This window comes from Herbaspirillum sp. RTI4 (genome assembly GCF_034313965.1).
Lineage (GTDB): Bacteria > Pseudomonadota > Gammaproteobacteria > Burkholderiales > Burkholderiaceae_D > Herbaspirillum.
The window spans coordinates 887,795-914,124 of the sequence record NZ_JAVIWQ010000002.1 but is presented as its reverse complement, the minus strand read 5'-3'; the positions used below and the strand labels follow the sequence as shown (position 1 = coordinate 914,124).

Here is a 26,330-nt window from a genome sequence, read left to right as displayed (position 1 = left end):
CTGTCGCTCTTGCGGTCTCTTTTACCGCCTCGTTTGCCGTCTTTCTTGCCGTCTCTCTTATTGCGTCACTCCCTTTCGCTTTGCCTGCCCACCGAAGGATCTCTGATGAAAAAGCACCTGCTCACCGCCGCCCTGTTATTCCTTGTCACCGCTGCCGCCTGGGCCGATAGTTCGCCGCTGGGCTTGTGGAAAAGTATGGACGATGCGACCGGCAAGCCGAAAGCGCTGATCCGCATCACTGAAGTCGATGGGGCGCTGTCGGGGAAAATCGAGAAACTGTTTCGCGGCCCCGAGGAAGAGCAAGCGCCCACATGCGCAAAATGCACCGGCGAGCTGAAAGATCAGCCAGTCATCGGCATGGTCATTCTGTCGGGCCTGAAAAAAGAGGACGAGGGGTACAGCGGCGGCCAGATTATCGATCCGGCCAACGGCAAAACCTACAAAAGCAAATTGACAGTCACGGAAGACGGCAAGAAGCTCAATGTGCGCGGCTATATCGGCATGCCGCTGCTGGGACGCACCCAGATTTGGGTAAGGGAAGAGTAAATATATAGGGCGGGTAGCGTACGACGATTAACCAGGACTTACGCCACCCCGCTGGTCAAACGAAGGAAACCGTCAATCCCGGCAGAGCAATGTCAGAAAAGGCCGTGCTCCAGGTTTGTCCCGGTGCGACCGGATAGGCATCGGTCCAGGTACCCGTAGTAATGATTTCCCCGGCTTTCAACGGTGAAAACTGACGCTGCGTTTGCAGCAACTGGTGCAGATGCCACATCGCGTGCAACGGGCTACTGAGCTCGTCATTGCAAAAACCAGCGGCGCGCAAAGTACCACCACTGCCAGTGCTGCTCGACAGCGACACACTAGCGCTGGCCAGAATCGACGCCAGATGACTGCGCGTCGACGACGACAGCACATGCGGCTCACCGATGATGAGCGTGCCGTGCAAACCAAATGCCGCGATCGACGCCGGAATGGTCAGTTTCCAGTTGGGATACGGACACACCACAATTTCAAAACCGTGCGCCATCCATTCAATGCAGCCAGCCAGGTCATCGAGCGTGGCTTTCGGTGACGGCGTTTTTTTCAGTTTGAAAATAATTTCAGGTTCGATGCGCGGCTGCATCGCGCCGGTCAGGCTTTGCGTGCCACGGTTGTCCTCGGCGAAACGCACTGTCGAGTCATACATCGGTGCCCAGATCGGCGCCAGCATCGACTCAGGATCTTTCACTCCGTAGCGGACGAGCGTTTTGCGTACGCCGAAACCGATCTTGCGCCCGATCGGACGCTCGCCCTGCGCCACGCGAGCATCGAGGATGCACTTGGCGATATCGTAGGCGTCTTCTACCGTGAGGGGCTCGCCGGAAGGCAAGGGCAGCAACAAGGATTGCGCTCGGGCATCGAGCAACTGGTGCGCATAGCGGTTGGCCTGAGTGGACATAAGCATGGCTGGCTCGGAAAGTGAAATGAAGTGAGCAAGCATTGTCAGTGAGGCCTCGTATTAATACAAGTACTTATCCGCATATTTACGCACCGCAACAAAACAGAGCGAAACAGCCTTCGATGTAGCTACTTAAGAGACCACCTCAGGCCGTCGATATCGGTCCCCACAGGTCCCCGTTCGGGCTGATGTGCGGCGCAGTCAAACCGAAATGCGCATACGCCGACGGCGTGGCAATCCGGCCGCGTGGGGTGCGCTGGAGATAACCTTGCTGAATCAGATACGGCTCCAGCACGTCTTCGATAGTGTCGCGCTCTTCACCGATGGCGGCGGCCAGATTGTCCAGTCCCACCGGCCCGCCATTGAATTTGAACAGCACCGCTTCGAGCAGCTTGCGGTCCATCAGATCGAAACCGACGGCATCCACATCCAGCATGATCAGCGCCGCGTCGGCCGTCGGCTTGGTGATTTTTCCGTTGCCTTTGACTTGCGCATAGTCGCGCACGCGGCGCAGCAAACGGTTGGCGATACGCGGCGTGCCGCGGCTGCGTTTGGCGATTTCCAGCGCACCCTCTGCATCAAGCGGCACATCGAGCAGCGCGGCGCTGCGGGTGACGATACGCGCCAGTTCCGGCGCGGTATAAAACTCCAGCCGGGCGACGATGCCGAAGCGGTCGCGCAGCGGATTGGTCAGCATGCCAGCGCGGGTAGTCGCGCCGACCAGTGTGAACGGCTGCAAATCCAGCCGCACCGATCGGGCCGCCGGACCTTCGCCGATCATGATGTCGATCTGATAATCCTCCAACGCCGGATAGAGGATTTCTTCCACGACCGGGGAAAGCCGGTGGATTTCATCGATGAACAGCACATCGTTGGCTTCCAGATTGGTCAGCAGCGCGGCCAGATCGCCGGCGCGTTCCAATACCGGGCCGGAAGTCTGGCGCAGATTGACGCCCATTTCGCGCGCAATGATGTGCGCCAGCGTGGTCTTGCCCAGTCCCGGTGGCCCGAACAGCAGAGTGTGATCGAGCGCCTCTTTGCGCTGACGCGCGGCGCTGATGAAAATCTGCAACTGGTTGCGGATTTTTTCCTGACCGACATATTCATCGAGCTGCTTGGGCCGCAAAGCGCGCTCAATCGCCTCTTCATTGGCCGAAGCTGGCGTGGCGGCAATGATGCGCTGTTCGGAAAAATCGTCGGTTTGTATGCTCATGTGCGTTGCGGTCCTCGCTGATGCGTGCGGTGCAGGGGGTGTTTTTCAGATTGCCTATGCTCTGGACAGCGACTTCAGCGCCAGCTTGATGCCGTCTGAAACGGTGGCGTCGGCCGGTACCTGCTTGAGCGCCAGCGCCGCTTCTTTGTCGGAATAGCCAAGCGCCAGCAGGGCATTGAGAATATCGCCCGTCGCTCCATGCTGCGTACCGCCAGCGACCGCGCCCAGATCGGCACCGAGCTTGCCCTTGAGTTCCAGCAGCAGACGTTCAGCGGTCTTCTTGCCGATGCCCGGTACCCGCGTCAGACGACCGGCTTCCTGCAAGGTCACCGCCTGCGCCAGATCGGCAGCCGACATGCCGGATAAAATCGCCAGCGCGGTACGTGCGCCCACGCCGGTGATTTTGATGAGCTGACGGAATACGTCGCGCTCTTCGGCATTGCCAAATCCGTACAGCAGATGGGCATCCTCGCGCACCGTCAGATGGGTCAGCAGCACCACCTTTTCGCCGAGTCCGGGCAGATTGTAAAACGTACTCATCGGCACATTGACCTCATAGCCGATGCCGTTGCAATCGACCAGCAGTTGCGGAGGATTTTTTTCGAGCAGAATTCCGGAGAGGCGACCGATCATGGCGGGAGGTTCTTTACTAGGGCAGAAGGGAAGCAAACATGATACAGGACTGCGCCGCTGCGCCGGGGGACTGCCGACGAGAACGGCGGACATTGATTGCCCCGCTATACTGATCTGCAATCCATTTATCCAAAACCGAAAGGACACACCGTGGCTGTCAGCAGTTTATTCGCCCTGATCGACGATATCGCCAGCATTCTGGACGACGTTTCCCTCATGACCAAAGTTGCGGCGCAGAAAACCGCCGGCGTGCTGGGCGACGATCTGGCGCTCAATGCCCAGCAAGTCAGCGGCGTCGGTGCCGACCGCGAATTACCGGTGGTGTGGGCGGTGGCCAAGGGATCGCTGCGCAACAAGATCATCCTGGTGCCGGCAGCGCTGATTATCAGCGCGCTGACGCCGTGGGCCGTAACGCCGCTACTGATGGCGGGCGGCCTTTACCTCTGCTACGAGGGGTCGGAAAAACTTCTGCATGCCTTCAAACACAGGCGAGAGAAAAACCACCCGCCGCCAGTGGCCAACATACCGCCTGCGCCAAAAGGCCCACCCGCCACGGAGCAGCAAAAAATCGCCGGAGCCATCCGTACCGATTTCGTCCTCTCGGCGGAAATCATTGCGATCACCCTGGGCATCGTGGCCGGCGCTCCGCTGATGCAACAGATCACGGTGTTGTCCGGCATTGCACTGGTCATGACGATAGGCGTTTATGGCGCGGTAGCAGGCATCGTCAAGCTGGACGACGCCGGCCTCTATCTGGTGCTGCGCGAAGGTAAGGACACGCTAGGACGCTGGCAGCGAAGCTGCGGCCGCGCCATCCTTAGCGCCGCACCGGTCATGATGAAGAGCCTGTCGGTCATCGGCACCGTCGCCATGTTCACGGTCGGCGGCGGCATTCTGATGCACGGCATACCGGCGGCGCATGCGCTGACGGCACACGCCGAACAAGCTGTCGCTCCACTCGCGGGAATAGGCGGCGTGCTGGCATGGATGAGTTCACCAGTACTCAATGCGGTGGCGGGACTACTGGCGGGAGCGATTGCGCTGGCGATTATCGTGATGGCTCAGGCGGGAGTGCGGCGGTGGAAGCGGAATTAGCCGGGTAATTTCCCGGCAGACAAACAGTGAAAAATGCGTGCAATCAGTGCAGCCCCCCTTCATCGGGGACAGCAAGCCTGCTTAATAAGCCAGCCACGGATTGAATGTAGCAACCCCGCCAGGGGCAAAGTCAGCGACATTTCGCGTGACCACAGTCATGCCGTGTACCAGCGCTGTCGCGGCGATTAATCCATCGCGAACAGGACGTGGATCAGGTACATGCAGCTGCGCACTGCGCTGCGCTACCGCCGTATCGACCGGCAGTATGCGATTACAGAAGGTCGGCAAAACATGCGTGTTGAGCCAGGACCGAAAGATCGCGCCTTGCACTGCATCGCGACGTTCCAACAGCAATACGCCGATCTCCAGCTCCTGAATCGTGATCACCGATACATACAAATCCGCAGCATTAACACTATCCGCCCACTCGGCAACGTGCGGATCAGCTTTGCCGATGCGAATTTTACGCAGCTCTGAAACGACATTGGTATCGAGGAGAAACATCAGGAAAAATCGGCCGCTTCCGCCAGATCGTGCGATTGTGAAAGGTCAAATTCGACATTGCCCATGCCAGGCATCGCCAGCAAATCAGCGATCTTGACATGGCCTCCGCTCATTTTTTGATAGGCATCGAAGGTCAACAAAACATGCGCCGGCCGGCCGCGGTCAGTGATGAATACCGGGCCATCTTGTGCCGCTTTTTTTGCCTTACCGGCGTCCTGGTTGAATTGTCGACTGGAAAGTGTAGTGATGGTCATGTCGGACCTCCTGCATGTCTTGAGTAGGAATACCTTAGCACAAAAACAGTCGCGCCAAAAATGATGTAGCAACATCTCTACACCCCCCAATCACCCCACCAAACGCCCGCCCTTCACCCGCAAGCCTTTTTTCGCCAGCGCCGGTGCCAGCGCGCCCAGCATGGCCAGCGTCTCGCCGCTATGCGCGTGGCAAATCGCCATGCCTAGCGCATCGGCGGCATCGGTACCGGGCAAGCCGGACAAGGACAGCAGGCGCTGCACCATGTCCTGCACCTGTTGCTTGTGCGCCTTGCCGTGGCCGACTACGGCCTGCTTGAGTTGCAGCGCGGTGTATTCCGCGACCGGCAGGTCGGCACTCACCAGCGCGCAAATCGCCGCGCCGCGGGCTTGTCCGAGCAGGAGGGTGGATTGGGGATTGACGTTGACGAAGACTTTTTCAATCGCCGCGCAGTCGGGCTGATAGGTACGGATGACTTCGCCCAGACTCAGCAGAATGGTCTTGAGACGCTCCGGCAGCGAACCTTCCGAGGTCTTGATCGTACCGGAGGCAATGTAAGTGAGACGGTTGCCCTGCTTGTCGATGACGCCGAAGCCAGTGACGCGCAAGCCGGGGTCGATACCGAGAATTTTCATCGATGCCTGCGCGTTGGGTGGCTATGGGTGGCTATGAGTGACTATAAGTGGCGATACCGTTACCGATATCAGTGACGGAAATGACGCACGCCAGTCAGCAGCATGACGACACCTTGTTCGTCAGCCGCATCGACCACTTCCTGATCGCGCATCGAGCCGCCCGGATGAATCACGCAAGTGGCACCCGCTGCGACCACCACATCCAGCCCGTCACGGAACGGGAAGAAGGCATCTGACGCCACTGCCGAACCGGCCAGCGACAAACCGGCGTTTTGCGCCTTGATCGAGGCGATGCGGGCGGAGTCGATGCGGCTCATCTGACCCGCGCCGACGCCGAGCGTCATGCCGCCGGCACAGAAAACGATGGCATTCGATTTGACGAACTTGGCCACGCGCCAGGCAAACATCAGGTCCTGCAATTGCTGCGGCGTCGGTTGTTTCTTGCTCACGACTTTGATATCGGCCGGCAAGACATTCTTGGCATCGGGCGATTGCACCAGCAAGCCGCCGCCGACGCGTTTGAAATCATAGGTATTGCCCGACTTGCCCAGCGGAATCTGCAACACCCGCACATTTTGCTTGGCGGCGAAAATGGCCAGTGCTTCCTTAGTGAACGAGGGCGCGATCAGCACTTCGACAAATTGCTTGGCGACCATTTCGGCGGCGGCGCCGTCGAGTTCGCGGTTGAAAGCGATGATGCCGCCGAAAGCGGAGGTCGGATCGGTTTGCAATGCCTTGGTGTAGGCCGCCAGCGGATTGGCCGCAATCGCTACACCGCAAGGATTGGCATGCTTGACGATGACGCAGGCGTTCTCGTCGAAACTCTTGACGCATTCCCACGCTGCATCAGCATCGGCGACGTTGTTGTAGGACAGTTCCTTGCCTTGCAGCTGGGTGTAGTTGGCCAGCGCGCCATCGACCACATGCAGGTCACGGTAAAACGCGGCCGACTGGTGCGGGTTTTCACCGTAGCGCATGTCCTGCACTTTGTCGAAGTGCAGGTTGAGCGTGGCGGGATAGGCGCTGCGCGTGGTGTGCGTCAGGTCGCTGCCCAGTGCTGTGAAATAGTTGGTGATCGAACCGTCGTACTGCGCGGTGTGGGCAAACACTTTTTTGGCCAGCGCGAAGCGTTCTGCGTAGGCCAGGTCGCCTGCCGGCGATTGCAGCGCAGCCAGCACCGGCGCGTAATCGGCTGGGTCGCACAGGACGATGACGTCCTTGTGATTCTTGGCGGAGGAACGCAGCATGGCCGGGCCGCCGATGTCGATATTTTCAATCGCGTCTTCGAGCGCGCATTCGGCGCGTGCCACGGTTTGCTGGAACGGGTAGAGATTGACCACCACCATATCGATAGCCGGGATGGCGTGCTGCGCCAGCGCGGCGGTATGTTCGGGGAAATCGCGACGCGCCAGGATGCCGCCGTGAATCTTCGGATGCAGGGTCTTGACCCGGCCATCCAGCATTTCAGGGAAGCCCGTGTAGTCGGCCACTTCCGTCACCGGCACGCCGTTGTCGGCCAGCAGCTTGGCGGTGCCGCCGGTGGACAGGATGCGCACGCCCAGCGCATTGAGCGCACGCGCCAGTTCGAGGACACCGGTTTTGTCGGAGACGGAAATGAGGGCTTGTTTGATCATGATGAATAGTCGTAAAAAAGAATGACGGAAATAAGTGACGGAAATGAGTGACGGAAATGAATGACGGAAATGCGCGACGAAGATGACGGTGAAGATCGCTGACCAAGCTCAAAGCGATGTTCCTGCTTGCGCTGGCTACGCGCCGCGATGGAATTACTTACTTGCGTACTTACGCACTTACGCGCACTTGCCTGTCTTGAATTACGGCTTAGATCAAACCGTGCTGCTGCAATTTTTTGCGCAAGGTATTGCGGTTGATGCCCAGCATTTCGGCTGCCTGTGACTGATTACCGTCGGCGCGCAGCATGACTGCCTCGAAAATCGGTTTTTCTACTGTAAGAATGACCATTTCGTAGACGTTGGACGGAGTTTGTTCGCCAAGGTCGCGGAAGTATTTTTCCAGACTTTTTCTGACGGTTTCCTGAATGCTTTCTTTGCTCATGTTTTTAACGTTTTTTGAACGTCGAGGATGTTATTTTTGATGTGGACAAACTATTTTCTTGCGGCGCTGCAAGCCTTAAGCAGCCAGCGACTGATCGACAAGGCCGTATTGTAACCGGTCGCCCTGCGTGGCCTGGTATGAAAAGAAGGCGGCGACGGCATCGAGCTGCGTGCTGCAATCTTCCAGCAGGTTCATGCGCTGGCGAAAATCTTCTCCGCCGGACAAGTCGCGCACATACCAGCCTATGTGTTTGCGCGCCGTACGCACGCCCAGATAATCGCCGTAAAAAGCGTAATGCGCCTGCAAGTGTTCGTGCATCAGCGCGGCCACTTCATCCACCCGCGGCGGCGGCAGATGTTCGCCGGTACGCAGGAAGTGCTCGATCTCGCGGAAAATCCAGGGCCGCCCTTGCGCTGCGCGGCCGATCATGACGGCATCGGCACCGGTGTAATCGAGTACGTAGCGCGCTTGTTCGGGCGTCGTGATGTCGCCGTTGGCCACCACCGGAATGCCGACTGCGGCCTTGACGGCGGCAATGGTGTCGTATTCGGCTGCGCCGCTGTAACCGTCGGCACGCGTGCGGCCGTGCAGTGTCAGCATGGCGATGCCGGACTGTTCGGCCAGCCGGGCAATCGACAGCGCGTTCTTGTGCTGCCGGTCCCAGCCGGTGCGAAATTTCAACGTGACCGGGACATCGACCGCACTGACCACCGCATCCAGAATGCGCGCTACCAGCTCCTCATCCTGCAGCAAGGCCGAGCCGCACCAGCTGTTGCAGACTTTCTTGACCGGGCAGCCCATGTTGATGTCGATGATTTGCGCGCCGCGTTCGACGTTATGACGGGCGCATTCGGCCAGCATGAGCGGATCGGCACCGGCGATTTGCACCGCTTTCGGTTCCATTTCGCCGTCGTGATTGGTGCGGCGCGTGCTTTTGTCGCTATTCCACAGACGCGGATTGGACGCGGCCATCTCGGACACGGCATAGCCTGCGCCGAGCTGCTTGCACAACTGACGGAACGGGCGATCGGTCACGCCCGCCATCGGCGCGACGAACACATTGTTGCTCAGGAGATAGGGGCCGATATTCACGGGGCGTCCAGAAAAAAGGGAATAGCACGGCGCGCCCATAGTGCAGGGCTGGTTTTCGCATACAGGCAAATACGGGGTTTCAGAACGCGCAGGGGGCCTATTTTAGCCGATCTGAGTAACAGCTACCTGACGGTCTCATCCAGCGCGGCTTGCGGCAAATGCGCGACGTCGCCCCAGTTTTTCAGGTGCAGCGCCACGCCATCCCAGTGGAAGCGGTTAATGCTGGCGTTGAAAATTTCAAAATCGCGCACGGTGGCTATCGATGCGCCGGTCGCAGCGCGGTGCAGGCATTCCAGCACACCGCCATGCGTAACGATGGCGATACATCGCCGCTCATGTTGTTCGCGTTGCCCACGATGTTCCATTGCTGCCAGTCGAGTAACAGCCGCCACGCTGCGGGTCATGAAGTCGCGCAAGGTTTCGGCGGGCTGATCGCCGTCCGGGTAGCGTGCATCGAGATCGCGCCGCTGCCAGGCCGCGTATTGCTGCGGATAAAGGGTCTCGATGTCGGCATGCTGCAGTCCCTCGAATGCGCCGAAACAGCGTTCGCGCAAGGCCGGATCAATCTGCGGCACGATGCCGTGCGGATTGGCCAGCGCCACGGCGGTTTGCCGGGCGCGTTCGAGATCGCTACAGTAAATCGCGTCCAGCGCTTCGCTGCGCAAGGCCAGCGCCAGCCGCTCGGCCTGCAGCTGGCCTTGCGCGTTGAGGGGGATGTCCTTGAAGCCCTGTAGTCGCCGCTCCACATTCCAGTCAGTTTCGCCGTGGCGGATCAACAGGATGTCGGTCATGCCAGTGTGATGCGCGCGAATTTGCGTTTGCCAACTTGCAGTACGAAACAACCGGCGTCGACTTTCAAGCCCTTGTCGCTGATCACCGCGCCGTCGATGCGTACGCCGCCCTGCTCGACCATGCGCAAGGCCTCCGAGGTAGACGGACACAAATTGGCTTGTTTGAGCAACTGGCCGATACCGAGTGGCGCGCCGCTCAGACTGATTTCGTCGATGTCGTCAGGAATGCCGCCCTTGGAGCGGTTGACGAAGTCGGCCAGCGCGTCTTCGGCGGCTTGACGCGAGTGGAAACGCGTGACGATTTCCTGACCCAGCGCCACTTTGATATCGCGCGGATTGCTGCCTTCCGCGACCTGCTGCCGGAGCCCGGCGATGTGGGCCAGCGATTGCATCGACAGCAACTCGTAGTAGCGCCACATCATGGAGTCCGAAATGCTCATCAGTTTGGCAAACATGGTGTTGGCCGGTTCGGTGATGCCGATGTAATTGTTTTTCGACTTCGACATCTTGTCCACGCCGTCCAGACCTTCCAGCAGTGGCATGGTGAGAATGCATTGCGGTTCCTGGCCGAAATCCTTTTGCAGTTCGCGCCCTACCAGCAGATTGAATTTCTGATCGGTGCCGCCCAGTTCCAGATCGGCTTTCAGCGCGACCGAGTCATAGCCCTGCATCAGCGGGTACAGGAACTCATGGACCGAAATCGGCGTGCCTTCTTTAAAGCGCTTGGTGAAATCGTCGCGTTCCATCATGCGCGCCACCGTGTAGCGCGAGGCCAGCTGGATCATGCCGCGGCTACCGAGCGGATCGCACCACTCGGAGTTATAGCGAATTTCCGTGCGGGAGGCGTCCAGCACCAGACTGGCTTGCGCGAAATAGGTCTGGGCGTTGACTTCAATCTGTTCGCGCGTCAGTGGCGGCCGGGTTACATTGCGGCCCGAAGGGTCGCCGATCATCGACGTGAAATCGCCGATCAGGAAAATCACGTTATGGCCGATGTCCTGCAATTGCCGCATCTTGTTGAGTACCACCGTATGGCCCAGATGCAGATCGGGCGCCGTCGGATCGAGGCCCAGCTTGATGCGTAGTGGCGTACCGCTCAGTTCCGAGCGCGCCAGTTTTTGCGCAAACTCTGATTCAATCAACAACTCTTCCGCGCCGCGACGGGCAATGGCCAGCGCCTCCTGCACGCGATCAGACAGCGGCAGCGGGGCCGTGGACAGGGCTGTGGATTGAGGGGGAAGAGGAGGAGACTGCAAGTCGGAGGTCATCAGATAAGTGCCAATAAATAAAAATAAGGAGCGGAAATGCGGGAGATACGGGGAGATACGAATACTAAAGTTTGTAACAAATGAGGGGATGGCAAAAAAGCGGAAAAATCCGTGGTTATAATGGCCGCCACTGTTATTTCTTACCGCCACACCCGCCATCGCCGCCTGTTACAGATTTGTCTAGTAAGGCGCGCATATTGCCCGGCGACTGAAAAGTCAACTTCGTCAGCGCCCACCCGCTAAACCGCAAATTTTAACGTATTGCATGACTCCCATCGATAAATTATCCGCTCCTATCCTTCGCGTTATCGCTCGCAGCAATTTACTGGTACGCACCACCTCACGTAAAACCCGTGTCCTGTCAGCAGGCGCCCTGTTCCTGGGTGCTTGCGCATTCGGCGCGGCCGGCTTCGCCCCCGACAGCTACGACGCCGATGCGCCGCCGGTCACGGAAATTGTCGAAGCGCTGAAGCTGCCCGATCTGACCGCGCAGATCGACGAGCTGGAACAACGCCCGCATCTCTACATCACCGAAGAAAAAGTGCGCTCGGGCGATACGCTGAGCAAACTGCTGCAACGCCTCGGCGTGGACGATGACGAAGCAACCAGCTTCATCAAATCCAACGAACTGGCGCGCGCCGTGATGCGCCTGAAACCGGGCACGAACGTCCTGGTGCAAACCGATGAAGAGGGCCGTCTCTTACAACTAAGTACCAGTCTGAACGCCAAAAAAGACGACGATGCCAGTAATCTGGTCATTAGCCGCGAGGGTGCGGACGAACACTTCACCGCCGTCAAGGTCGCGCTCAATCTGGAACGCCGCGTCGAAATGCGCTCGGGAACGATACGCTCGTCGCTGTTTGCCGCGACCGATGCGGCAGCGGTACCGGACGCCGTGGCCGCCCAGATCGTCGATATGTTTTCGTCCAGCATCGACTTTGCCTCCGACCTGCGGCGCGGCGACCGATTCAATGTCGTCTTTGAAAGTTTCTGGCACAACGGTCATCTGATGCGCAGCGGACGCATACTCGCCGCCGAATTCATCAATGCCGGTGTCACCAACAAGGCGATGTGGTTCGAGCCGCCGGGCGGCAAACTGGCCGGCGGTTATTACTCCGGCGACGGCAAATCGCTGAAAAAAGCCTTTTTGAAAACACCGCTGGCCTATACCCGCATTTCTTCCGGCTTTGCCATGCGACTGCATCCGATTTCCGGTCTGTGGAAGAAGCACACTGGCGTCGATTTTGCGGCACCGACCGGCACGCCGATCCGCGCCTCGGGCGATGGCGTGGTGGAATTCGTTGGCAAGCAGAACGGCTACGGCAATATCGTGGTGCTCAAGCACTGGTCGAACTATTCCACTGCCTACGGCCACATGAGCGCCTTCGCCAGCGGCTTGCGTAAAGGTGAACGCGTCACGCAGGGTCAGCTGATCGGCTATGTCGGTTCGACTGGCTGGGCGACCGGCCCGCATCTGCATTATGAATTCCGCATCAGTAACCAGCCGCAAAATCCCATGACGGTGGATATCCCTAACGCCACCCCGCTGACCACCGCGCAGCTGCAACAATTCACGCTGGTCGGCATGGACATGAACCGACGACTGGCGCTGTTGCAACCGCCGGGTGACCCTAGTACCCGACTGGCCCGCAAGTAAGCAACCCTCAGCATCACTCCATCTCCATAAGCCCCCGTCCGGCCTGCATGGCGGCGGCGGGCAATTCCCACCGGCCGCCCTGTAGAATGCCCGGCATATCCCCGCTGGAGTATTTCATGGCCGCACCTTCGCGCAATTTGTATATCGGCCTGATGTCGGGCACCAGTCTGGACGGCGTCGATGGCGTGCTGGCGTCGTTTTCCGATAACGACACTGCCCCGACCCTCCTCACCCTGGCCGACGCCTACGTCGAATTCCCCTCCGCATTGCGCGCCAGTCTGATGGCGCTACAGGTTTCCGGCACGGATGAAATCGACCGCGAAGCGCTCGCTGCCAACGAACTGGTCCGGCATTACGCCGCCTGCGTCGAACAACTATTACTGCAAAGCGGCTGCGCAGCGGCCGACATCAGTGCCATCGGCGCGCATGGACAAACCATCCGGCATCAGCCTCACCGCGGTTACACGCGCCAGACTAACAACCCTGCGCTGCTGGCAGAACTGTGCGGCATCGATGTGATTGCCGATTTCCGTAGCCGCGACGTGGCCGCCGGCGGTCAGGGCGCGCCACTGGTGCCTGCTTTTCACCGCGCCGTATTCGGCAGTCAGGACGCCGCCAGAGTGACCGTCAATATCGGCGGCATCGCCAATATCAGCATTTTGCCGGCCGAGGCCGCCGCGCATACGGCTGGCTTCGACACCGGCCCCGGCAACGTCTTAATGGACGGCTGGATTCTGCGACACCAAGGACACGCCTACGACGCCGACGGTGCATGGGCCGGCAGCGGCACTGTCCGGCAGGATGTACTGAAGGTATTGAGGCAGGAAGATTTTTTCGCGCTGCCGCCGCCGAAAAGCACCGGGCGCGATCTGTTTCACATGGCATGGCTGGATGCGCGGCTGGCGTGCTGTCCGACGTATCCCGCCGCCGATATTCAGGCCACGCTCACCGCATTGACGGCAAGCACCATCGCCGAGGCCATGCAGCGCCACGCACCAGACGCGCGTCAGCTTTATGTGTGCGGCGGCGGGGCTTACAACGGCGTGCTGATGCAAGCACTGCGCACCCGGCTGTCCAGTCCCGGTCAGGAAGTGACGGTTGCCTCCACTGCCGTGTTGGGCGTTGCGCCGAATCAGGTCGAAGCACTGGCTTTTGCCTGGCTGGCGCAGCGCTTCAGTGTGCGTCAGCCGGGCAATCTGCCTGCTGTCACCGGGGCCGTCGGGCTGCGTGTGCTGGGGGCTTTGTATCCGGCTTAGGGAGTGGCTTGATAGGTGGCAATTCCGCTGCTCCCATGCGTCGCAGAATCAGACTGCCGCGCATGGCCAGATAGCCTGAGCCGCGGTTCTTGTCGTAGAAACGCGGACGCGGCAACATCACCGCCAGCCGCGCTGCCTGCGCCGCCCCCAGACCGGCGGCGGAACCGCCGTAGTAATGCCGGGCCGCCGCCTCCGCGCCAAATACGCCATTACCCCATTCGACCACATTGAGATAAATCTCGAAGATGCGTCGCTTATCCAGCAACATCTCCAGCATGTAAGTGATGATCAGCTCCTGCCCCTTGCGCAGATAGCTGCGCTGATTGGAAAGAAACAGGTTTTTCGCCAGTTGCTGGGTGATCGTCGAACCGCCGGCCACGACCTTTCCCTTGCGATTATTTTTTTCGTAGGCCTTTTCCAGCGCATCCCAATCGATGCCCTCATGCTCTGAGAAATTCGAATCTTCGGAGGCAATGATGGCGCGTTTCAGATTGTTCGAAATGCGCTCGTAAGGCATCCAGATGAATTGCAGTTGCGCATCGGGATTCTGCTGGCGCAGCACCGACAGTTGCTCGCGCATGAAACTGGTACTGCCCGGGTTGTGATTGGCCCACCATGCAATTTGCAGGAAAAAATATAGTTGCAGCGCCAGCACCAGCAGCACACTCAACAGGATCAGCCGCCACAGCCATTTGCGGATTTGTTTCATGGATACTTCCCTTTTTATTCGATCCGGACGCGCATGTACGCGCTATGCGCCATCAGCAGCAAGGCACGCCAGATGCCCGGTCTTTTTTATTGATGGAAGCACCGATGAAGCAACTGCGCGGCTCCGACTTTGCGCCACTCACATCACTTATTCAGCACTTCCTTATCTGTTTTTAATCTGTGTATTTCCCGTATTACAAACTACTGCGCAAACGCGTAAAGATTTCCTCTGTCTGTGGCCGCACACCACGCCACAAGAGGAAGGCTTCCGCCGCCTGCTCTACCAACATGCCCAAGCCGTCGCGCACCTGCGCACCATGCCCCGAGGCGAACTGCATGAACGCCGTCGGCTGACTGGCGTACATCATGTCATAGGCCAACGTAGAAGGGCCGAACACTTCGGGTGGCAAGGGTGGCACCGCTCCCGCCAGACTGGCGGAAGTGGCGTTAATGATGAGATCGAAAGTCCCTTCCAGCGCAGCATAATCGCAGGCATCGATCGGGCCGTCGGCGGCAAACTGACTGGCCAGTTGCGCAGCCTTGTCCGCCGTGCGATTCGCAATCACCAGCTGACGCGGCCGACCGACCAGCAATGGCAGCAACGCGCCCCGCGCCGCGCCGCCCGCGCCAAGCAAGAGGATGCGCTTGCCGTCCAGCGTAACACCAGCATTGCGAACGATATCGGCCACCAGCCCTGCGCCATCGGTGTTGTCGCCGAAAATTCGCTCGCCGTCGAACAGCAGGGTATTGACGGCACCGGCGCGCTGCGCACGCGGGCTCAGCTCCGTCGCCAGCGCATAGGCTTCGAGCTTGAATGGCAAGGTGACATTAACGCCCTTGCTGTGCTTGCCTCCGTCAGCGCGCCATTGCTGCAGCGTGGCAGCGAAACCGTCCAGCGGCGCCAGCAGCCGCTCATAGCGCATTGACTCGCCGGTCTGCGCGGCGAATGCCGCATGGATCTCCGGCGATTTGCTATGCGCTACCGGATTGCCGACTACTGCGTATAAATCCATTGTCATTCCTCTTTCATGAATACTTGCTGCGGAGGATGGAAGCACTCCCCCTCATCGGCGGCTGCCGGGCAAATCGGTCTGCAATCCCTGCTCGCGGCTGAAGGTGAAGCGGGTAATGATTTCCCATACATCGTCCTTGCCGCTGGTGCGCATGTTATCCGGGAAACGGCCGAACGGTGCGGCGCGTCGCACGATTGCCAGCGCCGCATTGTCCAGCGCCGCATTGCCGGAGCTGCGCTCCACGCGTGCGCCGCCATCGCGCTGGTAAATCGTACCGTCCTGAAACACCGGAATCGACAGCACCAGCTGCCCGTACAGCTTGACGCCGTCCTTCTGGGGGAAATCCAGCGTGCCGATTTTTTCTATTTTGTCTTGCAGGCTCTTGTAGTACACCGCGTAGCCGACCTGAATGGTGCTGGGGGTGATCTGGGTTTTTTTCGGGCGCTTGTTGTAGTCCTCGATGTTTTTGGCGATTTCGGCTTCCAGCCGCGCCACGGCCTTGGCGCTGTCGAACAGTTCGCGTCCGTCGACCTGCGACGGCTGCGGCGGCTGTGCAAGTTTCCCCTGCGCTACGCTCAGCGCGGTCTGCCGCTGCATCTGCGCCAGGATTTGCTGTTGCCGCGCCTCCAGTTCAGCGACCCGGCGACTGCTCGCCTTGGCGTTCTGACCATCCTCCAGCTTGCGCATATCGGGCAAGGGCGACTTGGCGCGGCCCTGCTCGGCGTTACCGCCGCCATCGAGATTGGCCTGCGCCAGCGCGTCCGCGTGAAGCGGTTTGCTGTCGTGCTTGGCATTGACCAGAATCACTTCCAGGCTGGCGTCGGAGGGCTTGAGGCGAAAGGCATTGGGCGCGACAAAATGGATCGCCAGCAGCGCGCCATGCACTAGCAAGGACACACCGAGAGCAATGACCAGAATGCGCTGTTGAGAAAAAAATTTCACGCCGGTACCGGTTGAAAAAAACAGACTACAAAGTTGCCGCACCCGAATTTTCGGCGTCGCTGGCATCGGCTTGAGGGGTAATCGCTTCGGCACGCTCTTCTTCGAGGGCGACCTCCTTGTCGTCAGCATTGCCGTCGCCGCCATCGGGATCCTCCACACCATCGACAGCACCGATGGCGTCTTCCTCCTCATCGGCATCGGGCAGGTCGGCAGATTCGGCAGACTGTGCAGCGGGAATTTCCAGCAAGCGCGCTTCCACTGTCAGATCGACCTCGTCCCAACGCAGCAGCTCCAGCTTGACCTGCAAGCCACGCGCCACCGAAGGCATGCCGGGCAAGCGAATCACCAGCGGGATTTCCGTCAGGCGCAGTATCTCGTCCTTGAGCACGACGGCATCGACCTGCCGCGCTTCTTGCTGCGTCAGCCAGCGCAAGCACCAGTAGCGCTCCATGTTCGATTGAAAGTCGGAGTAACCGGCATAGGCCGCTTCAAAAGCTGAAACGATAGCGAACAAATCCGCATCGCGCGGCTTGAACGGCGCGACCAGCGGCGCGGCGATGCCATGCTCGACGCAGGCCAGAATCTGCCATTGATTGACCAGATCGGTATAGCGCCGCAGCGGCGACGTGCTCCACGCATACTGATCCACGCCCAGCCCCTGATGCGGCGCGGCATGGGTCACCATGCGCACCTGCATCTTGGCCGCCCAGCCAGTGCCGCCGCCACCGCCTTGTGCGCGATAAATTCCCGGTACGCCGTGGTCGGCCATCAGCTTGCCCCAGGTGCTGTTGGCGAAGATCATCAGTTCGGCCACGATTTTGTCGAGCGGCGCGCCGCGTTTGCGACGGGCGATGCTGACGATGCCGTCGTCGACATAAAAGTTGAAATCGACGCGATTGTTTTGTTCCGGCCGCAGACCGAAGCCGGCGCGCTTTTCCATCCGCCCCTGTTCCAGCGCCTGCACCCACGGCCACAGCAGGGCAAATTCAGCCTTGTGCGGATAGTCGCCACTGCCCTCGGTGAGCGCTTCTTCGGTAACGTGTTCGTCGAGATCGTTATGCCGCAAGTTAGCGACAATCGGCACCAGCTCGGCCCGGGTTTCGGTACTGATGACGCTCCAGTCCTCGGGATTGAGCGTGGCGTACAGCGAGACTGCCGGCCGCGCCGTACCGGCGTCGAGCGTGAAGGTCTGCACCAGCGAATCGGGCAGCATGGTGATTTTTTCACCCGGCATGTAGACGGTGGACATGCGCTGACGCGCCAGAACGTCGATAGCGTCGTCGCGCTTGATGCCCAGCCCCGGTGCGGCGATATGGATGCCGACCCGCAAGGTACCGTCGGCCAGCGTGACGACCGAGATGGCATCGTCGATTTCAGTGGTGGTCACGTCATCGATGGAAAACGCTTGCACATCGGCCAGCGGCAATGTCGGCGCAGTGGGCGCGACCAGCGGCGGAAAATCCGTACCCTTAGGGAAAAAATCCTGCAGGAAGCGGGCGTAATGCAAATCCTTGGGACTGTCGATGCCGCCCAGCGCCAGAATCAGTCGCTGCGGCGTGGTTTGCAATTGCTTGCAGGCGGCATCCAGCGCCTTGTATTCGATACCGTTCTTGTCCGGCTTGAACAGTAGTTGTATCGCCATTGCCCGCAGCGGCAGCGGCAGGCGCTGCGCCACCAGTTCGTCCACATAACCCTGTTGTTGCAACAGCAGCAAGCGCTTCTTTTCTTGTCCGGCTAGCGCGGCCTGTAATGCGGCGGCGGGGGCGGCCTTGAAGCGGCCTTTGCCTTTTCGGTAGAAATACACGGGCGCGCTGTGCAGACGCATCAGCAAACCGGCGGCTTCCTGCGGCAACAGCGCATGACCGAAATATTCCTGACCCAGTTCGGCATAGCCGAATTCCTCGGCACCGGCGACTTCCCATAAAAATTCCAGATCGATGGTGTCTGCCACGACCTGTCCATCCAACAGCAACTGTGCCGGGGCCGGAGTAGCAAATTGCAACAGCACGTCGCGCGATTTAATCTTGCTGCGCTTGCCGGAAGCCATCTCGACCTGATAGGCCTCGCCTTGCTGGGACATTACGCTGCCGGCTTTGAGGTCACCGGATTCTTCAAATAATAAATTCATGTCATTTCAATCATGGGTTCGGGGTTTGCCCTACATGCGCACGCAGATGCAGCGATAAACGAGCTAAACCGGGCTAAAAACGGGCTAAAGGTTGCGACTATCAGTCGGCGCGACCATCGTCAATTCGTCGATGGCCGGTAAGAAAATTTCGGTTACTAACAACACGGCATTGCCGCGCAGGAACAGCGAGCGGCGCGCATGGAGCGATGGCATGGACGGCTTGCCGAGTGCGCCGCCCAGCTGGCGCACTAGAGGATGATGACTGTGCAAACGGGCAAAATGCAAGGGGCCGCGTCGCACCAGCGGATCGGCAAACAAGGCCTCGCCCAGAGGACGCTCACCGAGCTGGCTGAAAAACGGCCAGTCGGCCTGCCCTGCCGCCAGCGTAGTATGACCGAATACCAGGGGCCGACCGTCGCCGCACAACAATACATCGCGCTGCTGTACGCGGCTACGCGGCGGCAAACCCAGCAGCACGGCCTCGTCGGCCTGACAGCGCCCACTCGCTTGCCGCAAACGCTGCACGTCGAATTGACGGCAGTGCGCCATCAGCTTGACTGTCATTGATGCGGGGTCGGTCAGCCAGCGGCGCAGATACGGCGGCGGGCGGACGGCATTGACGTGGTCCCACCAGTGCGAGGTGCGGCGAACGGGGGACACTATCTTCATGCGCCGGTAGCCGACGACGGTGTTGCCGCGCCGGGCTTGCTGTCGCAAAACGACAGCACTTCGTCGGCATATTGAGTGAAATCACTGAGACCGTGGTCGCTGCCGGCGATGATGCATTGCTTGGCGCCCAGATAGAACGCCCGGCTCTCGCGCCAGTCCAGTACTTCGTCGCCGGTGGCCGCCAACAGGAAGTAGCGCTGCGGCGCGCTGATCGCGGCGATTGCCAGCGCTTCCAGTTCGGCCACATATTCGGGCCGGAATTCGAAAGGTTCGTCGCTGTGATATTGCGTGCTGATGCCGACATAGCTTTGCAGGTCGCGCGGCGGTTTGACTGCCGGGTTAAGCAGCACGGCGCGGCAACCCAGCCGCTCGGCCAGCCAGGTGGCGTAATAGCCGCCGAGCGAAGAACCGATCAGACTCAGTTGCGCTACCGGATGCGTTTGCAAAAATGTTTCTGCAATGCCCAGCGCCAGCGCAATGGCCTGCTTTGGCGAAGCAGGTAACTGCGGGCAACGGTATTCATCGGCGCGCCCCAGTTCTTGCAAACGCTGCCCCATCCATCGGGCTTTGAACGATTGCGGCGAGGAACGGAAACCGTGCAGATACAGGATCATGGCGACCCGGCTAGCAGGGTCGTGGGAATGACCAAGGCCAGCGCGTCCAGGATTTTCTGATGCACGCCCCCGAAACCGCCATTGCTCATGACCAGGACGGTATCGCCGGGACGGGCGGCGGCGGCAATCGCGCCGACCAGTACGGCCATGTCGTCGTAAGCATGGGCCTTGTCGCCCAGCGGAGCGAGCGCCGCGCCCAGATCCCAACCCAGCGAATCCTGACTACCGTAGCCGAAGACCAGATCGGCCTGCGCCAGACTGCCCGGCAGCGCGTCTTTCATCGTGCCCAGCTTCATGGTGTTCGAGCGCGGCTCCAGCACGGCCAGAATGCGCGCCGCGCCGATTTGCTTGCGCAGGCCGGCGATAGTGGTGGTGATCGCGGTCGGGTGATGGGCGAAATCGTCGTAGACCTTGACGCCGCCGGCATTGCCGCGCAGCTCCATGCGTCGTTTGACGTTGGCAAAACCGGCCAGCGAGCGGATCGCCTGCGCCGCCGGTACGCCGACGTGACGTGCGGCAGCGATGGCGGCGACGGCATTGAGGCGGTTGTGTTCGCCGCTCAAGTCCCATTCCACCACGCCCTGCACGATGCCGCCGAACAAGACGCTGAAACTGCCGTCCTCTTGCGTCTCCAGCGCCCAGACCGGGCGATTTGCACCGTGACCTGCGCCGCCATCGGCACCGAACCATTCCAGCTCGCTCCAGCAGCCGCGCGCCGTGACGCGCTGCAAAGCCGCTTCGCCGCCATTGACGACCAGTCGGCCGATACCGGGGACGGTGCGCACCAGGTGGTGGAATTGCGTTTCTATCGCGGCCAGATCGGGGAAGATGTCGGCATGATCGTATTCGAGATTGTTGAGAATCGCGGTGCGGGCCCGGTAATGGACGAATTTGCTGCGTTTGTCGAAAAAAGCGGTGTCGTACTCATCGGCTTCGATGACAAAGAAGGAGGATTCATCGCCCTTGTTGTCTTTGCCTCCCTTGGCACCCACGCCACCCAAGCGCGCCGAGATGCCGAAATTGAGCGGCACGCCGCCGATCAGGAAACCCGGCGCATAGCCGGCGTCTTCCAATATCCACGCCAGCATGGCCGATGTGGTCGTCTTGCCGTGGGTACCGGCGACGGCCAGCACCCATTTGTCCCGCAAAATGTGTTCGCCCATCCACTGCGGGCCGGAAATATAGGGCAAACCACGGTTCAGAATTTCTTCCATCAGCGCGTTGCCGCGTGAAATCACGTTGCCGATGACAAAGACGTCAGGCTGCAAGGCGATCTGTTGCGGATCGAAGCCCTGAATCAGTTCGATGCCCTGCTCTTGCAGCTGGGTGCTCATCGGCGGATAGACGTTAGCGTCGCAACCCGTGACGCGGTGGCCGGCCTGCTTGGCGAGGACGGCCAGCCCGCCCATGAATGTGCCGCAAATACCGAGGATATGAATGTGCATACGAATGAGTGAGCGCCGGGTGAGGGACGGCAACGCGACCGCTATTATTTGCCGCAATGGCAGCGCAGCCGGCGATGAGGCCCGGAATTAAAGAATCCCCGGATTTTACCTGACCGGCGGCTCAAGGTTAGAAGGGTTATGATGCAGGCCATGCCAAACGCCCCTTCACTCCCGCCGTTTTCCGCACTCGATCTGCTGCGCGCCGAAATCGCCGCTGCCGCCGCCCGCATGATTGCCGAAGAAGGTGCCGACTACGGCAGCGCCAAGCGCCGGGCGGCGCGAATGGTGCTGGGCGATCAGGAACAGCGCGATGCGCTGCCGGATAACGCCCTGATCGAAGAAGAAGTCCGCATTTACAACGAACTGTTCTTTGCCGATACCCAACCGGCGCGGCTGGCGCACCTGCGTCGTCTGGCGCTTCAGGTAATGGAGGATCTGGCCCAGTTCTCGCCTTATCTGACCGGCGCGGTCCTCAAGGGCACTGCCGGCGCGCATTCGGACATCCACTTGCATCTGTTTACGCTCAGCCCCAAAGATGTCGAAATTTTCCTGCTGAATAAAAATCTGCGCTTTGAAGTGTCGGTCGGCGAACCGATGAAAGGAAGGCGCGGACGGGAAACGGTGGAAGTCCTGAGCTTTTTGCTGCCGCAGCCAGACGCCGATGCCGAAGGCGTTCATCTGACCCTGTATCATTGCGACGATCTGCACGCAGGCGTTGCCAAACCCGGTGAACGGGCCGATTTGCCGGCTGTACGCCGCTTGTTGCAAGAAACAAGCTGAAAACCCCTCCACTTTTTCCCGGCCTCCCATGAAACGCATCGCTCTGTTTGTTGCCATTGCTATTTTGGCCGTCGCTGCCGGCGTCTATTTTGGCGTGCTCCGCCACACGCCCGGTACACCACAAGATCAGGCACTGGCTCATTTGTTGTCGCAGGATATGCCGCAGGCAGGGCCAGGCGCGAAAACGGCACCACAAGCTCTGGCGCAATGGCGCGGCAAGCCGCTCATTATCAATTTCTGGGCGACCTGGTGCGCGCCGTGTGTTGAGGAAATGCCGGCCCTGAATGCCTTGAGCAAAGAAATCGCGCCGATTCAAATTATCGGCATCGGCGTCGATTCTTCGAAAAACATCGATGAATTTGCAGAAAAGTTCCATATCCTTTATCCTCTGTACCTTGCAGGAACCGGCGCGACCGAGGCTTTGCAACAATTGGGCAATGCCAGCGGCGGTTTGCCCTTCACTTTATTGGTCGGTGCCGATGGCACGATCAAGAAATCTTATCTTGGCAGCATCAAGTTCGACGAATTACATAAGGACCTGAAACTGCTGCAAGCTCCCTGATATAAAGTTTTTCTTGCCAAACTCGGCTATTTGACGGCAAAATGCCGCTATCGTCGTTAAACGTGACCAAATTCATGGCAAAAAATCTCCTCCTCCTCAATGGTCCGAATCTGAACCTGCTCGGCTCCCGGGAGCCTGAGGTGTATGGAGCATCTACGCTGGCCGATATCGAACAGGCAGCGTTGCGACAGGCTGAGGCAGCGGGTGCCGCACTTCAGTATTTTCAAAGCAACCACGAAGGCGCTCTGATCGATCGCATCCACCTTGCCAAACAGCAGGCAATTGATGCGATCATCATCAATCCGGCCGCCTTCACGCACACCAGTGTCGCCCTGCGCGATGCCTTGGCGGCAGTGGCGATTCCCTTTATTGAAGTACACATCAGCAATATTCATCAGCGCGAGGAATTCCGGCATTTTTCTTATTTGTCGGGTATTGCCAAGGGCGTGATTTGCGGATTGGGCGTAGACGGTTATCGCCTCGCCCTGAGCCATGCGTTATCAGAACTTTAAGGTTCCTTAATACAGTTGTGATGTAGCGCACGGCACCTTTACTTTAGCCATTGATTTACCCGGTCGCTTTTCAGCAGGTTATCAATCAGTTATTCAATTTTTTCTAAGGCAAGCACATGGATTTAAGGAAACTCAAAACGCTGATCGATCTGGTCGCGGAGTCGGACATTGAAGAGCTGGAAGTGACTGAAGGCGAAAGCAAGGTACGCATCGTCAAGTCCTCCCCTCATCCGCAAAACCAAATGGTCATGATGCCGCAGCAAGGCATGCAATATCCGCCGCAAATGATGCCAGCCGCCGCTGCAGCGCCAGTTGAAGTCGTCGCTGCACCGGCCGTGCCAGAAGGTTTCGTCGTGAAATCGCCAATGGTCGGCACGTTCTACCGCTCTTCGGCGCCCGGCGCTCCGGCGTTCGTCGAAGTGGGCAAGGAAGTCAAGGAAGGCGACACACTGTGCCTGATCGAAGCCATGAAGCTGCTCAATGAAATCGATACCGACCACGCTGGCGTGGTCAAACAAATTCTGATCGAAAATGGCCAACCGGTCGAATTTGGACAACCGCTGTTCATCATCGGCTAACCAAGCCGGTCACGCTGCCGGCCGGGTCACCCTGACCGGCCTGAACGCGCAGCAGCCCGCCATTTGCTCCCGTACGGATCGCCGCCGCACATAGCGGCCTCCGGGATGATGTTTACTTAGAGACGCCGGTTTCTGGCGACGTATATTCTTATGTTCGAAAAAATCCTTATTGCCAATCGTGGCGAAATCGCTCTTCGCATCCAGCGCGCTTGCCGCGAAATGGGCATCAAGACCGTGGTTGTCCATTCGGAAGCCGATCGCGAAGCAAAATACGTCAAGCTGGCCGACGAATCGGTCTGCATCGGACCCGCACAGTCCGCGCTCAGTTACCTCAACATGCCGGCCATCATCAGCGCCGCTGAGGTGACCGATGCGCAAGCGATCCACCCGGGCTACGGCTTCCTTTCCGAAAATGCGGACTTCGCCGAACGCGTCGAAAAATCCGGCTTCGTTTTCATCGGGCCGCGCGTCGAAAATATCCGCATGATGGGCGACAAAGTGTCGGCCAAGCAGGAGATGATCCGTGCCGGCGTGCCTTGCGTCCCCGGTTCTGAAGGTGCATTGCCGGACAATCCCAAGGAAATCGTGCAAATTGCGCGCAAGGTCGGCTATCCGGTCATCATCAAGGCCGCCGGCGGCGGCGGTGGACGCGGCATGCGCGTCGTGCATACCGAAGCCGCGCTGATCAATGCGGTGTCGATGACCAAGACCGAGGCCGGTGCAGCCTTCGGCAATCCCGAGGTTTACATGGAGAAATATCTGGAAAATCCACGCCATGTGGAAATCCAGATTCTGGCCGATGAACACGGCAACGCCATCTGGCTAGGCGAGCGCGATTGCTCCATGCAGCGCCGCCATCAGAAGGTCGTCGAGGAAGCGCCGGCACCCGGCATTCCACGCAAGATCATCGAAAAAATCGGCGACCGTTGTGCCGAAGCCTGCCGCAAAATGAATTATCGCGGCGCCGGCACCTTCGAGTTCCTGTATGAAAACGAAGAGTTCTATTTCATCGAAATGAATACCCGCGTGCAGGTCGAGCATCCGGTGACCGAAATGATCACTGGCGTCGATATCGTGCAGGAACAGATCCGTATCGCCTGCGGTGAAAAACTGCGTTACCGCCAGCGCGACATCGAAATCAAGGGCCATGCCATTGAGTGCCGGATCAATGCTGAAGACCCGTTCAAGTTCACGCCGTCTCCCGGTCGCCTGACTTCCTGGCATGTGCCGGGCGGTCCTGGCATCCGCGTCGATTCGCACGCTTATGCCGGTTACTACGTCCCCCCGCATTACGATTCGATGGTCGGCAAGGTCATCGCTTACGGCGCCACCCGCGATCAGGCCATCAAGCGCATGCAAGTCGCGCTGTCGGAAATGGTCGTCGAAGGCATTCTGACCAACATCCCGCTGCACCGCGAACTGATGGTCGACGCCCGTTTCATCGAAGGCGGCACCAACATCCATTATCTGGAACACAAACTGGCCCAGCGTCCTGAGACTTTGAAACTGGCCGACAAGCCGGCCAAGAACTGATGAGCTGGACTGAAATCGTCATTGAAGTCGCGCGCGATCAGGCGGAAGCCTTGTCCGATGCGCTGATGCAGCATGGTGCCTTGTCGGTGTCGGTGGAAGACGCCGACCTCGGCACCGATGCCGAGCAGCCCTTGTTCGGCGAACCCGGCATGCCGCCGCAAGCCGCCGCCTGGGAACGCAGCCGCGTCGTCGCGCTGACGGACAATCACGCCGACCACGCCGGCATGGTGGCCGATGCAGTGCAATCGCTGGGACTGGGTTACGCCCTGCCGTTCGCCATGCGCGCCGTGGAAGATCAGGACTGGGTGCGTCTGACCCAATCGCAATTCGAACCCATCCATATCGGCAAACGCATTTGGGTCGTCCCTAGCTGGCACGAAGCGCCGGAACCGGACGCTCTGGTGCTGGAACTCGATCCAGGTCTGGCCTTCGGTACCGGCAGCCACCCCACCACGCGTCTGTGCATGGAATGGCTGGAAGAATACGTACAAGCCGAACAATCGGTACTCGATTACGGTTGCGGTTCCGGCATTCTGGCGCTGGTCGCCCGAAAACTCGGGGCGCAGCCGGTCATCGGCGTCGATCTGGACGTGCAGGCACTGGAAGCGGCCAGCTTCAACAGCGAACGTAACCATTGCAGCGATATTGCCTACTACCTGCCGGAATCGTTTGTGCTGGCTTGCCCTGCGCATCGTTACGACATCGTCGTTGCCAACATCCTCGCCGGCCCGCTCACAGAAATGGCAGCAATGCTGTCGGCCCATGTCGCGGATGGCGGCGCACTGGTGTTGTCGGGCGTGCTGGATAGTCAGGCGGAGCAAGTCTGCGCGGCCTATGCCCCCTATATCGCGCTGGAAATCTGGGCCGAACATGAAGGATGGGTAGCGCTGGCCGGGCGTCTGCCCGTCTGATTTCGCCACCCCTCGCCCCCTA

At 59.5% G+C, this 26,330-nt stretch carries 28 protein-coding genes; 10 read left to right on the top strand and 18 right to left on the bottom strand.

The genetic code is table 11. The features are described 5' to 3' along the window. The first annotated feature begins 105 nt into the window (after window positions 1-105). A complete protein-coding gene (locus RGU70_RS04360; protein WP_322208177.1) occupies window positions 106-546 on the top strand; it encodes a DUF2147 domain-containing protein in 441 nt (146 codons plus the stop codon). A gap of 55 nt (window positions 547-601) precedes the next feature. Here RGU70_RS04360 and RGU70_RS04355 read toward each other — a convergent pair whose 3' ends face one another. The 3 genes from RGU70_RS04355 to ruvA form a co-directional block, all read right to left on the bottom strand. Next, the gene (locus tag RGU70_RS04355; RefSeq protein ID WP_322208176.1) at window positions 602-1,447 is read right to left on the bottom strand and encodes a 4-oxalocrotonate decarboxylase; all 846 of its coding nucleotides are present in this window, start codon (window positions 1,445-1,447) and stop codon (window positions 602-604) included. 139 nt (window positions 1,448-1,586) lie between these two features. Further along, window positions 1,587-2,654, bottom strand: a complete 1,068-nt coding sequence (gene ruvB / locus RGU70_RS04350; protein ID WP_322208175.1) for a Holliday junction branch migration DNA helicase RuvB — start codon at window positions 2,652-2,654, stop codon at window positions 1,587-1,589. Window positions 2,655-2,708: 54 nt separating this feature from the next. Beyond that, complete coding sequence (gene ruvA / locus RGU70_RS04345) at window positions 2,709-3,287, bottom strand: Holliday junction branch migration protein RuvA (protein ID WP_322208174.1); 579 nt, start codon at window positions 3,285-3,287, stop codon at window positions 2,709-2,711. A gap of 150 nt (window positions 3,288-3,437) precedes the next feature. Between ruvA and RGU70_RS04340 the strand changes: the two genes are divergently transcribed. Next, a complete protein-coding gene (locus tag RGU70_RS04340; RefSeq protein ID WP_322208173.1) occupies window positions 3,438-4,382 on the top strand; it encodes a DUF808 domain-containing protein in 945 nt (314 codons plus the stop codon). A gap of 81 nt (window positions 4,383-4,463) precedes the next feature. Here the strand turns inward: RGU70_RS04340 and RGU70_RS04335 are convergent, their stop codons facing one another. The 8 genes from RGU70_RS04335 to tyrS all read right to left on the bottom strand — a co-directional run bounded on the left by RGU70_RS04335 (window position 4,464) and on the right by tyrS (window position 11,000). Further along, window positions 4,464-4,889 carry a type II toxin-antitoxin system VapC family toxin gene (locus tag RGU70_RS04335; RefSeq protein ID WP_322210697.1) on the bottom strand — a complete coding sequence of 142 codons (426 nt, stop codon included), beginning with the start codon at window positions 4,887-4,889 and terminating at the stop codon, window positions 4,464-4,466. Then, a complete protein-coding gene (locus RGU70_RS04330) occupies window positions 4,886-5,140 on the bottom strand; it encodes a type II toxin-antitoxin system Phd/YefM family antitoxin (RefSeq protein WP_322208172.1) in 255 nt (84 codons plus the stop codon). Before RGU70_RS04330 ends, RGU70_RS04335 begins: the two co-directional genes overlap by 4 nt. Before the next feature lie 90 nt (window positions 5,141-5,230). Continuing rightward, on the bottom strand, window positions 5,231-5,773 hold the full coding sequence (gene ruvC / locus RGU70_RS04325) for a crossover junction endodeoxyribonuclease RuvC (RefSeq protein WP_322208171.1): 543 nt from the start codon (window positions 5,771-5,773) through the stop codon (window positions 5,231-5,233). Between the two features lie 68 nt (window positions 5,774-5,841). Next, window positions 5,842-7,407, bottom strand: a complete 1,566-nt coding sequence (gene purH, locus RGU70_RS04320) for a bifunctional phosphoribosylaminoimidazolecarboxamide formyltransferase/IMP cyclohydrolase (protein ID WP_322208170.1) — start codon at window positions 7,405-7,407, stop codon at window positions 5,842-5,844. Window positions 7,408-7,615: 208 nt separating this feature from the next. Continuing rightward, window positions 7,616-7,849: a Fis family transcriptional regulator gene (locus tag RGU70_RS04315; protein ID WP_322208169.1), complete on the bottom strand. Its 234-nt coding sequence runs from the start codon at window positions 7,847-7,849 to the stop codon at window positions 7,616-7,618. Between the two features lie 75 nt (window positions 7,850-7,924). Next, window positions 7,925-8,941 (bottom strand): tRNA dihydrouridine synthase DusB, encoded by a 1,017-nt coding sequence (dusB, locus tag RGU70_RS04310; protein ID WP_322208168.1) that lies wholly within the window; start codon window positions 8,939-8,941, stop codon window positions 7,925-7,927. Between the two features lie 122 nt (window positions 8,942-9,063). Then, complete coding sequence (locus RGU70_RS04305) at window positions 9,064-9,732, bottom strand: histidine phosphatase family protein (RefSeq protein WP_322208167.1); 669 nt, start codon at window positions 9,730-9,732, stop codon at window positions 9,064-9,066. Next, entirely contained in the window at window positions 9,729-11,000 is a 1,272-nt protein-coding gene (gene tyrS / locus RGU70_RS04300; protein ID WP_322208166.1) for a tyrosine--tRNA ligase, read from the bottom strand. Before tyrS ends, RGU70_RS04305 begins: the two co-directional genes overlap by 4 nt. A 265-nt stretch (window positions 11,001-11,265) precedes the next feature. Between tyrS and RGU70_RS04295 the strand changes: the two genes are divergently transcribed. Next, window positions 11,266-12,657 (top strand): M23 family metallopeptidase, encoded by a 1,392-nt coding sequence (locus RGU70_RS04295; RefSeq protein WP_322208165.1) that lies wholly within the window; start codon window positions 11,266-11,268, stop codon window positions 12,655-12,657. Window positions 12,658-12,773: 116 nt separating this feature from the next. After that, window positions 12,774-13,913 (top strand): anhydro-N-acetylmuramic acid kinase, encoded by a 1,140-nt coding sequence (locus tag RGU70_RS04290; protein ID WP_322208164.1) that lies wholly within the window; start codon window positions 12,774-12,776, stop codon window positions 13,911-13,913. On the opposite strand, the gene mtgA is transcribed toward RGU70_RS04290, so the two are convergent. From mtgA to mpl, 7 genes are all read right to left on the bottom strand, one after another. Continuing rightward, the gene (mtgA, locus tag RGU70_RS04285) at window positions 13,864-14,622 is read right to left on the bottom strand and encodes a monofunctional biosynthetic peptidoglycan transglycosylase (protein WP_322208163.1); all 759 of its coding nucleotides are present in this window, start codon (window positions 14,620-14,622) and stop codon (window positions 13,864-13,866) included. The genes RGU70_RS04290 and mtgA overlap by 50 nt on opposite strands. 193 nt (window positions 14,623-14,815) lie before the next feature. Then, window positions 14,816-15,634, bottom strand: coding sequence for a shikimate dehydrogenase (aroE, locus tag RGU70_RS04280; RefSeq protein WP_322208162.1), 819 nt, complete (start codon window positions 15,632-15,634; stop codon window positions 14,816-14,818). Between the two features lie 51 nt (window positions 15,635-15,685). Then, window positions 15,686-16,576, bottom strand: coding sequence for a TonB family protein (locus RGU70_RS04275; RefSeq protein WP_322208161.1), 891 nt, complete (start codon window positions 16,574-16,576; stop codon window positions 15,686-15,688). Window positions 16,577-16,601: 25 nt separating this feature from the next. Beyond that, window positions 16,602-18,704, bottom strand: coding sequence for a ribonuclease catalytic domain-containing protein (locus RGU70_RS04270; protein ID WP_322208160.1), 2,103 nt, complete (start codon window positions 18,702-18,704; stop codon window positions 16,602-16,604). 84 nt (window positions 18,705-18,788) lie between these two features. Beyond that, on the bottom strand, window positions 18,789-19,373 hold the full coding sequence (locus RGU70_RS04265) for a chorismate--pyruvate lyase family protein (RefSeq protein ID WP_322208159.1): 585 nt from the start codon (window positions 19,371-19,373) through the stop codon (window positions 18,789-18,791). Continuing rightward, window positions 19,370-19,987, bottom strand: a complete 618-nt coding sequence (locus RGU70_RS04260; RefSeq protein ID WP_322208158.1) for a YqiA/YcfP family alpha/beta fold hydrolase — start codon at window positions 19,985-19,987, stop codon at window positions 19,370-19,372. Before RGU70_RS04260 ends, RGU70_RS04265 begins: the two co-directional genes overlap by 4 nt. Then, complete coding sequence (gene mpl, locus RGU70_RS04255; protein ID WP_322208157.1) at window positions 19,984-21,432, bottom strand: UDP-N-acetylmuramate:L-alanyl-gamma-D-glutamyl-meso-diaminopimelate ligase; 1,449 nt, start codon at window positions 21,430-21,432, stop codon at window positions 19,984-19,986. Before mpl ends, RGU70_RS04260 begins: the two co-directional genes overlap by 4 nt. 150 nt (window positions 21,433-21,582) lie before the next feature. Between mpl and RGU70_RS04250 the strand changes: the two genes are divergently transcribed. From RGU70_RS04250 to prmA, 6 genes are all read left to right on the top strand, one after another. Continuing rightward, window positions 21,583-22,212, top strand: coding sequence for a hypothetical protein (locus RGU70_RS04250; RefSeq protein WP_322208156.1), 630 nt, complete (start codon window positions 21,583-21,585; stop codon window positions 22,210-22,212). A gap of 28 nt (window positions 22,213-22,240) precedes the next feature. After that, window positions 22,241-22,774: a TlpA disulfide reductase family protein gene (locus tag RGU70_RS04245; protein WP_322208155.1), complete on the top strand. Its 534-nt coding sequence runs from the start codon at window positions 22,241-22,243 to the stop codon at window positions 22,772-22,774. A 74-nt stretch (window positions 22,775-22,848) separates the two neighbouring features. Continuing rightward, entirely contained in the window at window positions 22,849-23,286 is a 438-nt protein-coding gene (gene aroQ, locus RGU70_RS04240; RefSeq protein ID WP_322208154.1) for a type II 3-dehydroquinate dehydratase, read from the top strand. A gap of 116 nt (window positions 23,287-23,402) precedes the next feature. Next, entirely contained in the window at window positions 23,403-23,864 is a 462-nt protein-coding gene (accB, locus tag RGU70_RS04235; RefSeq protein WP_322208153.1) for an acetyl-CoA carboxylase biotin carboxyl carrier protein, read from the top strand. Between the two features lie 150 nt (window positions 23,865-24,014). Then, window positions 24,015-25,397 (top strand): acetyl-CoA carboxylase biotin carboxylase subunit, encoded by a 1,383-nt coding sequence (accC, locus tag RGU70_RS04230; RefSeq protein ID WP_322208152.1) that lies wholly within the window; start codon window positions 24,015-24,017, stop codon window positions 25,395-25,397. Further along, complete coding sequence (gene prmA / locus RGU70_RS04225; RefSeq protein ID WP_322208151.1) at window positions 25,397-26,308, top strand: 50S ribosomal protein L11 methyltransferase; 912 nt, start codon at window positions 25,397-25,399, stop codon at window positions 26,306-26,308. Before accC ends, prmA begins: the two co-directional genes overlap by 1 nt. Window positions 26,309-26,330 lie beyond the last annotated feature (22 nt).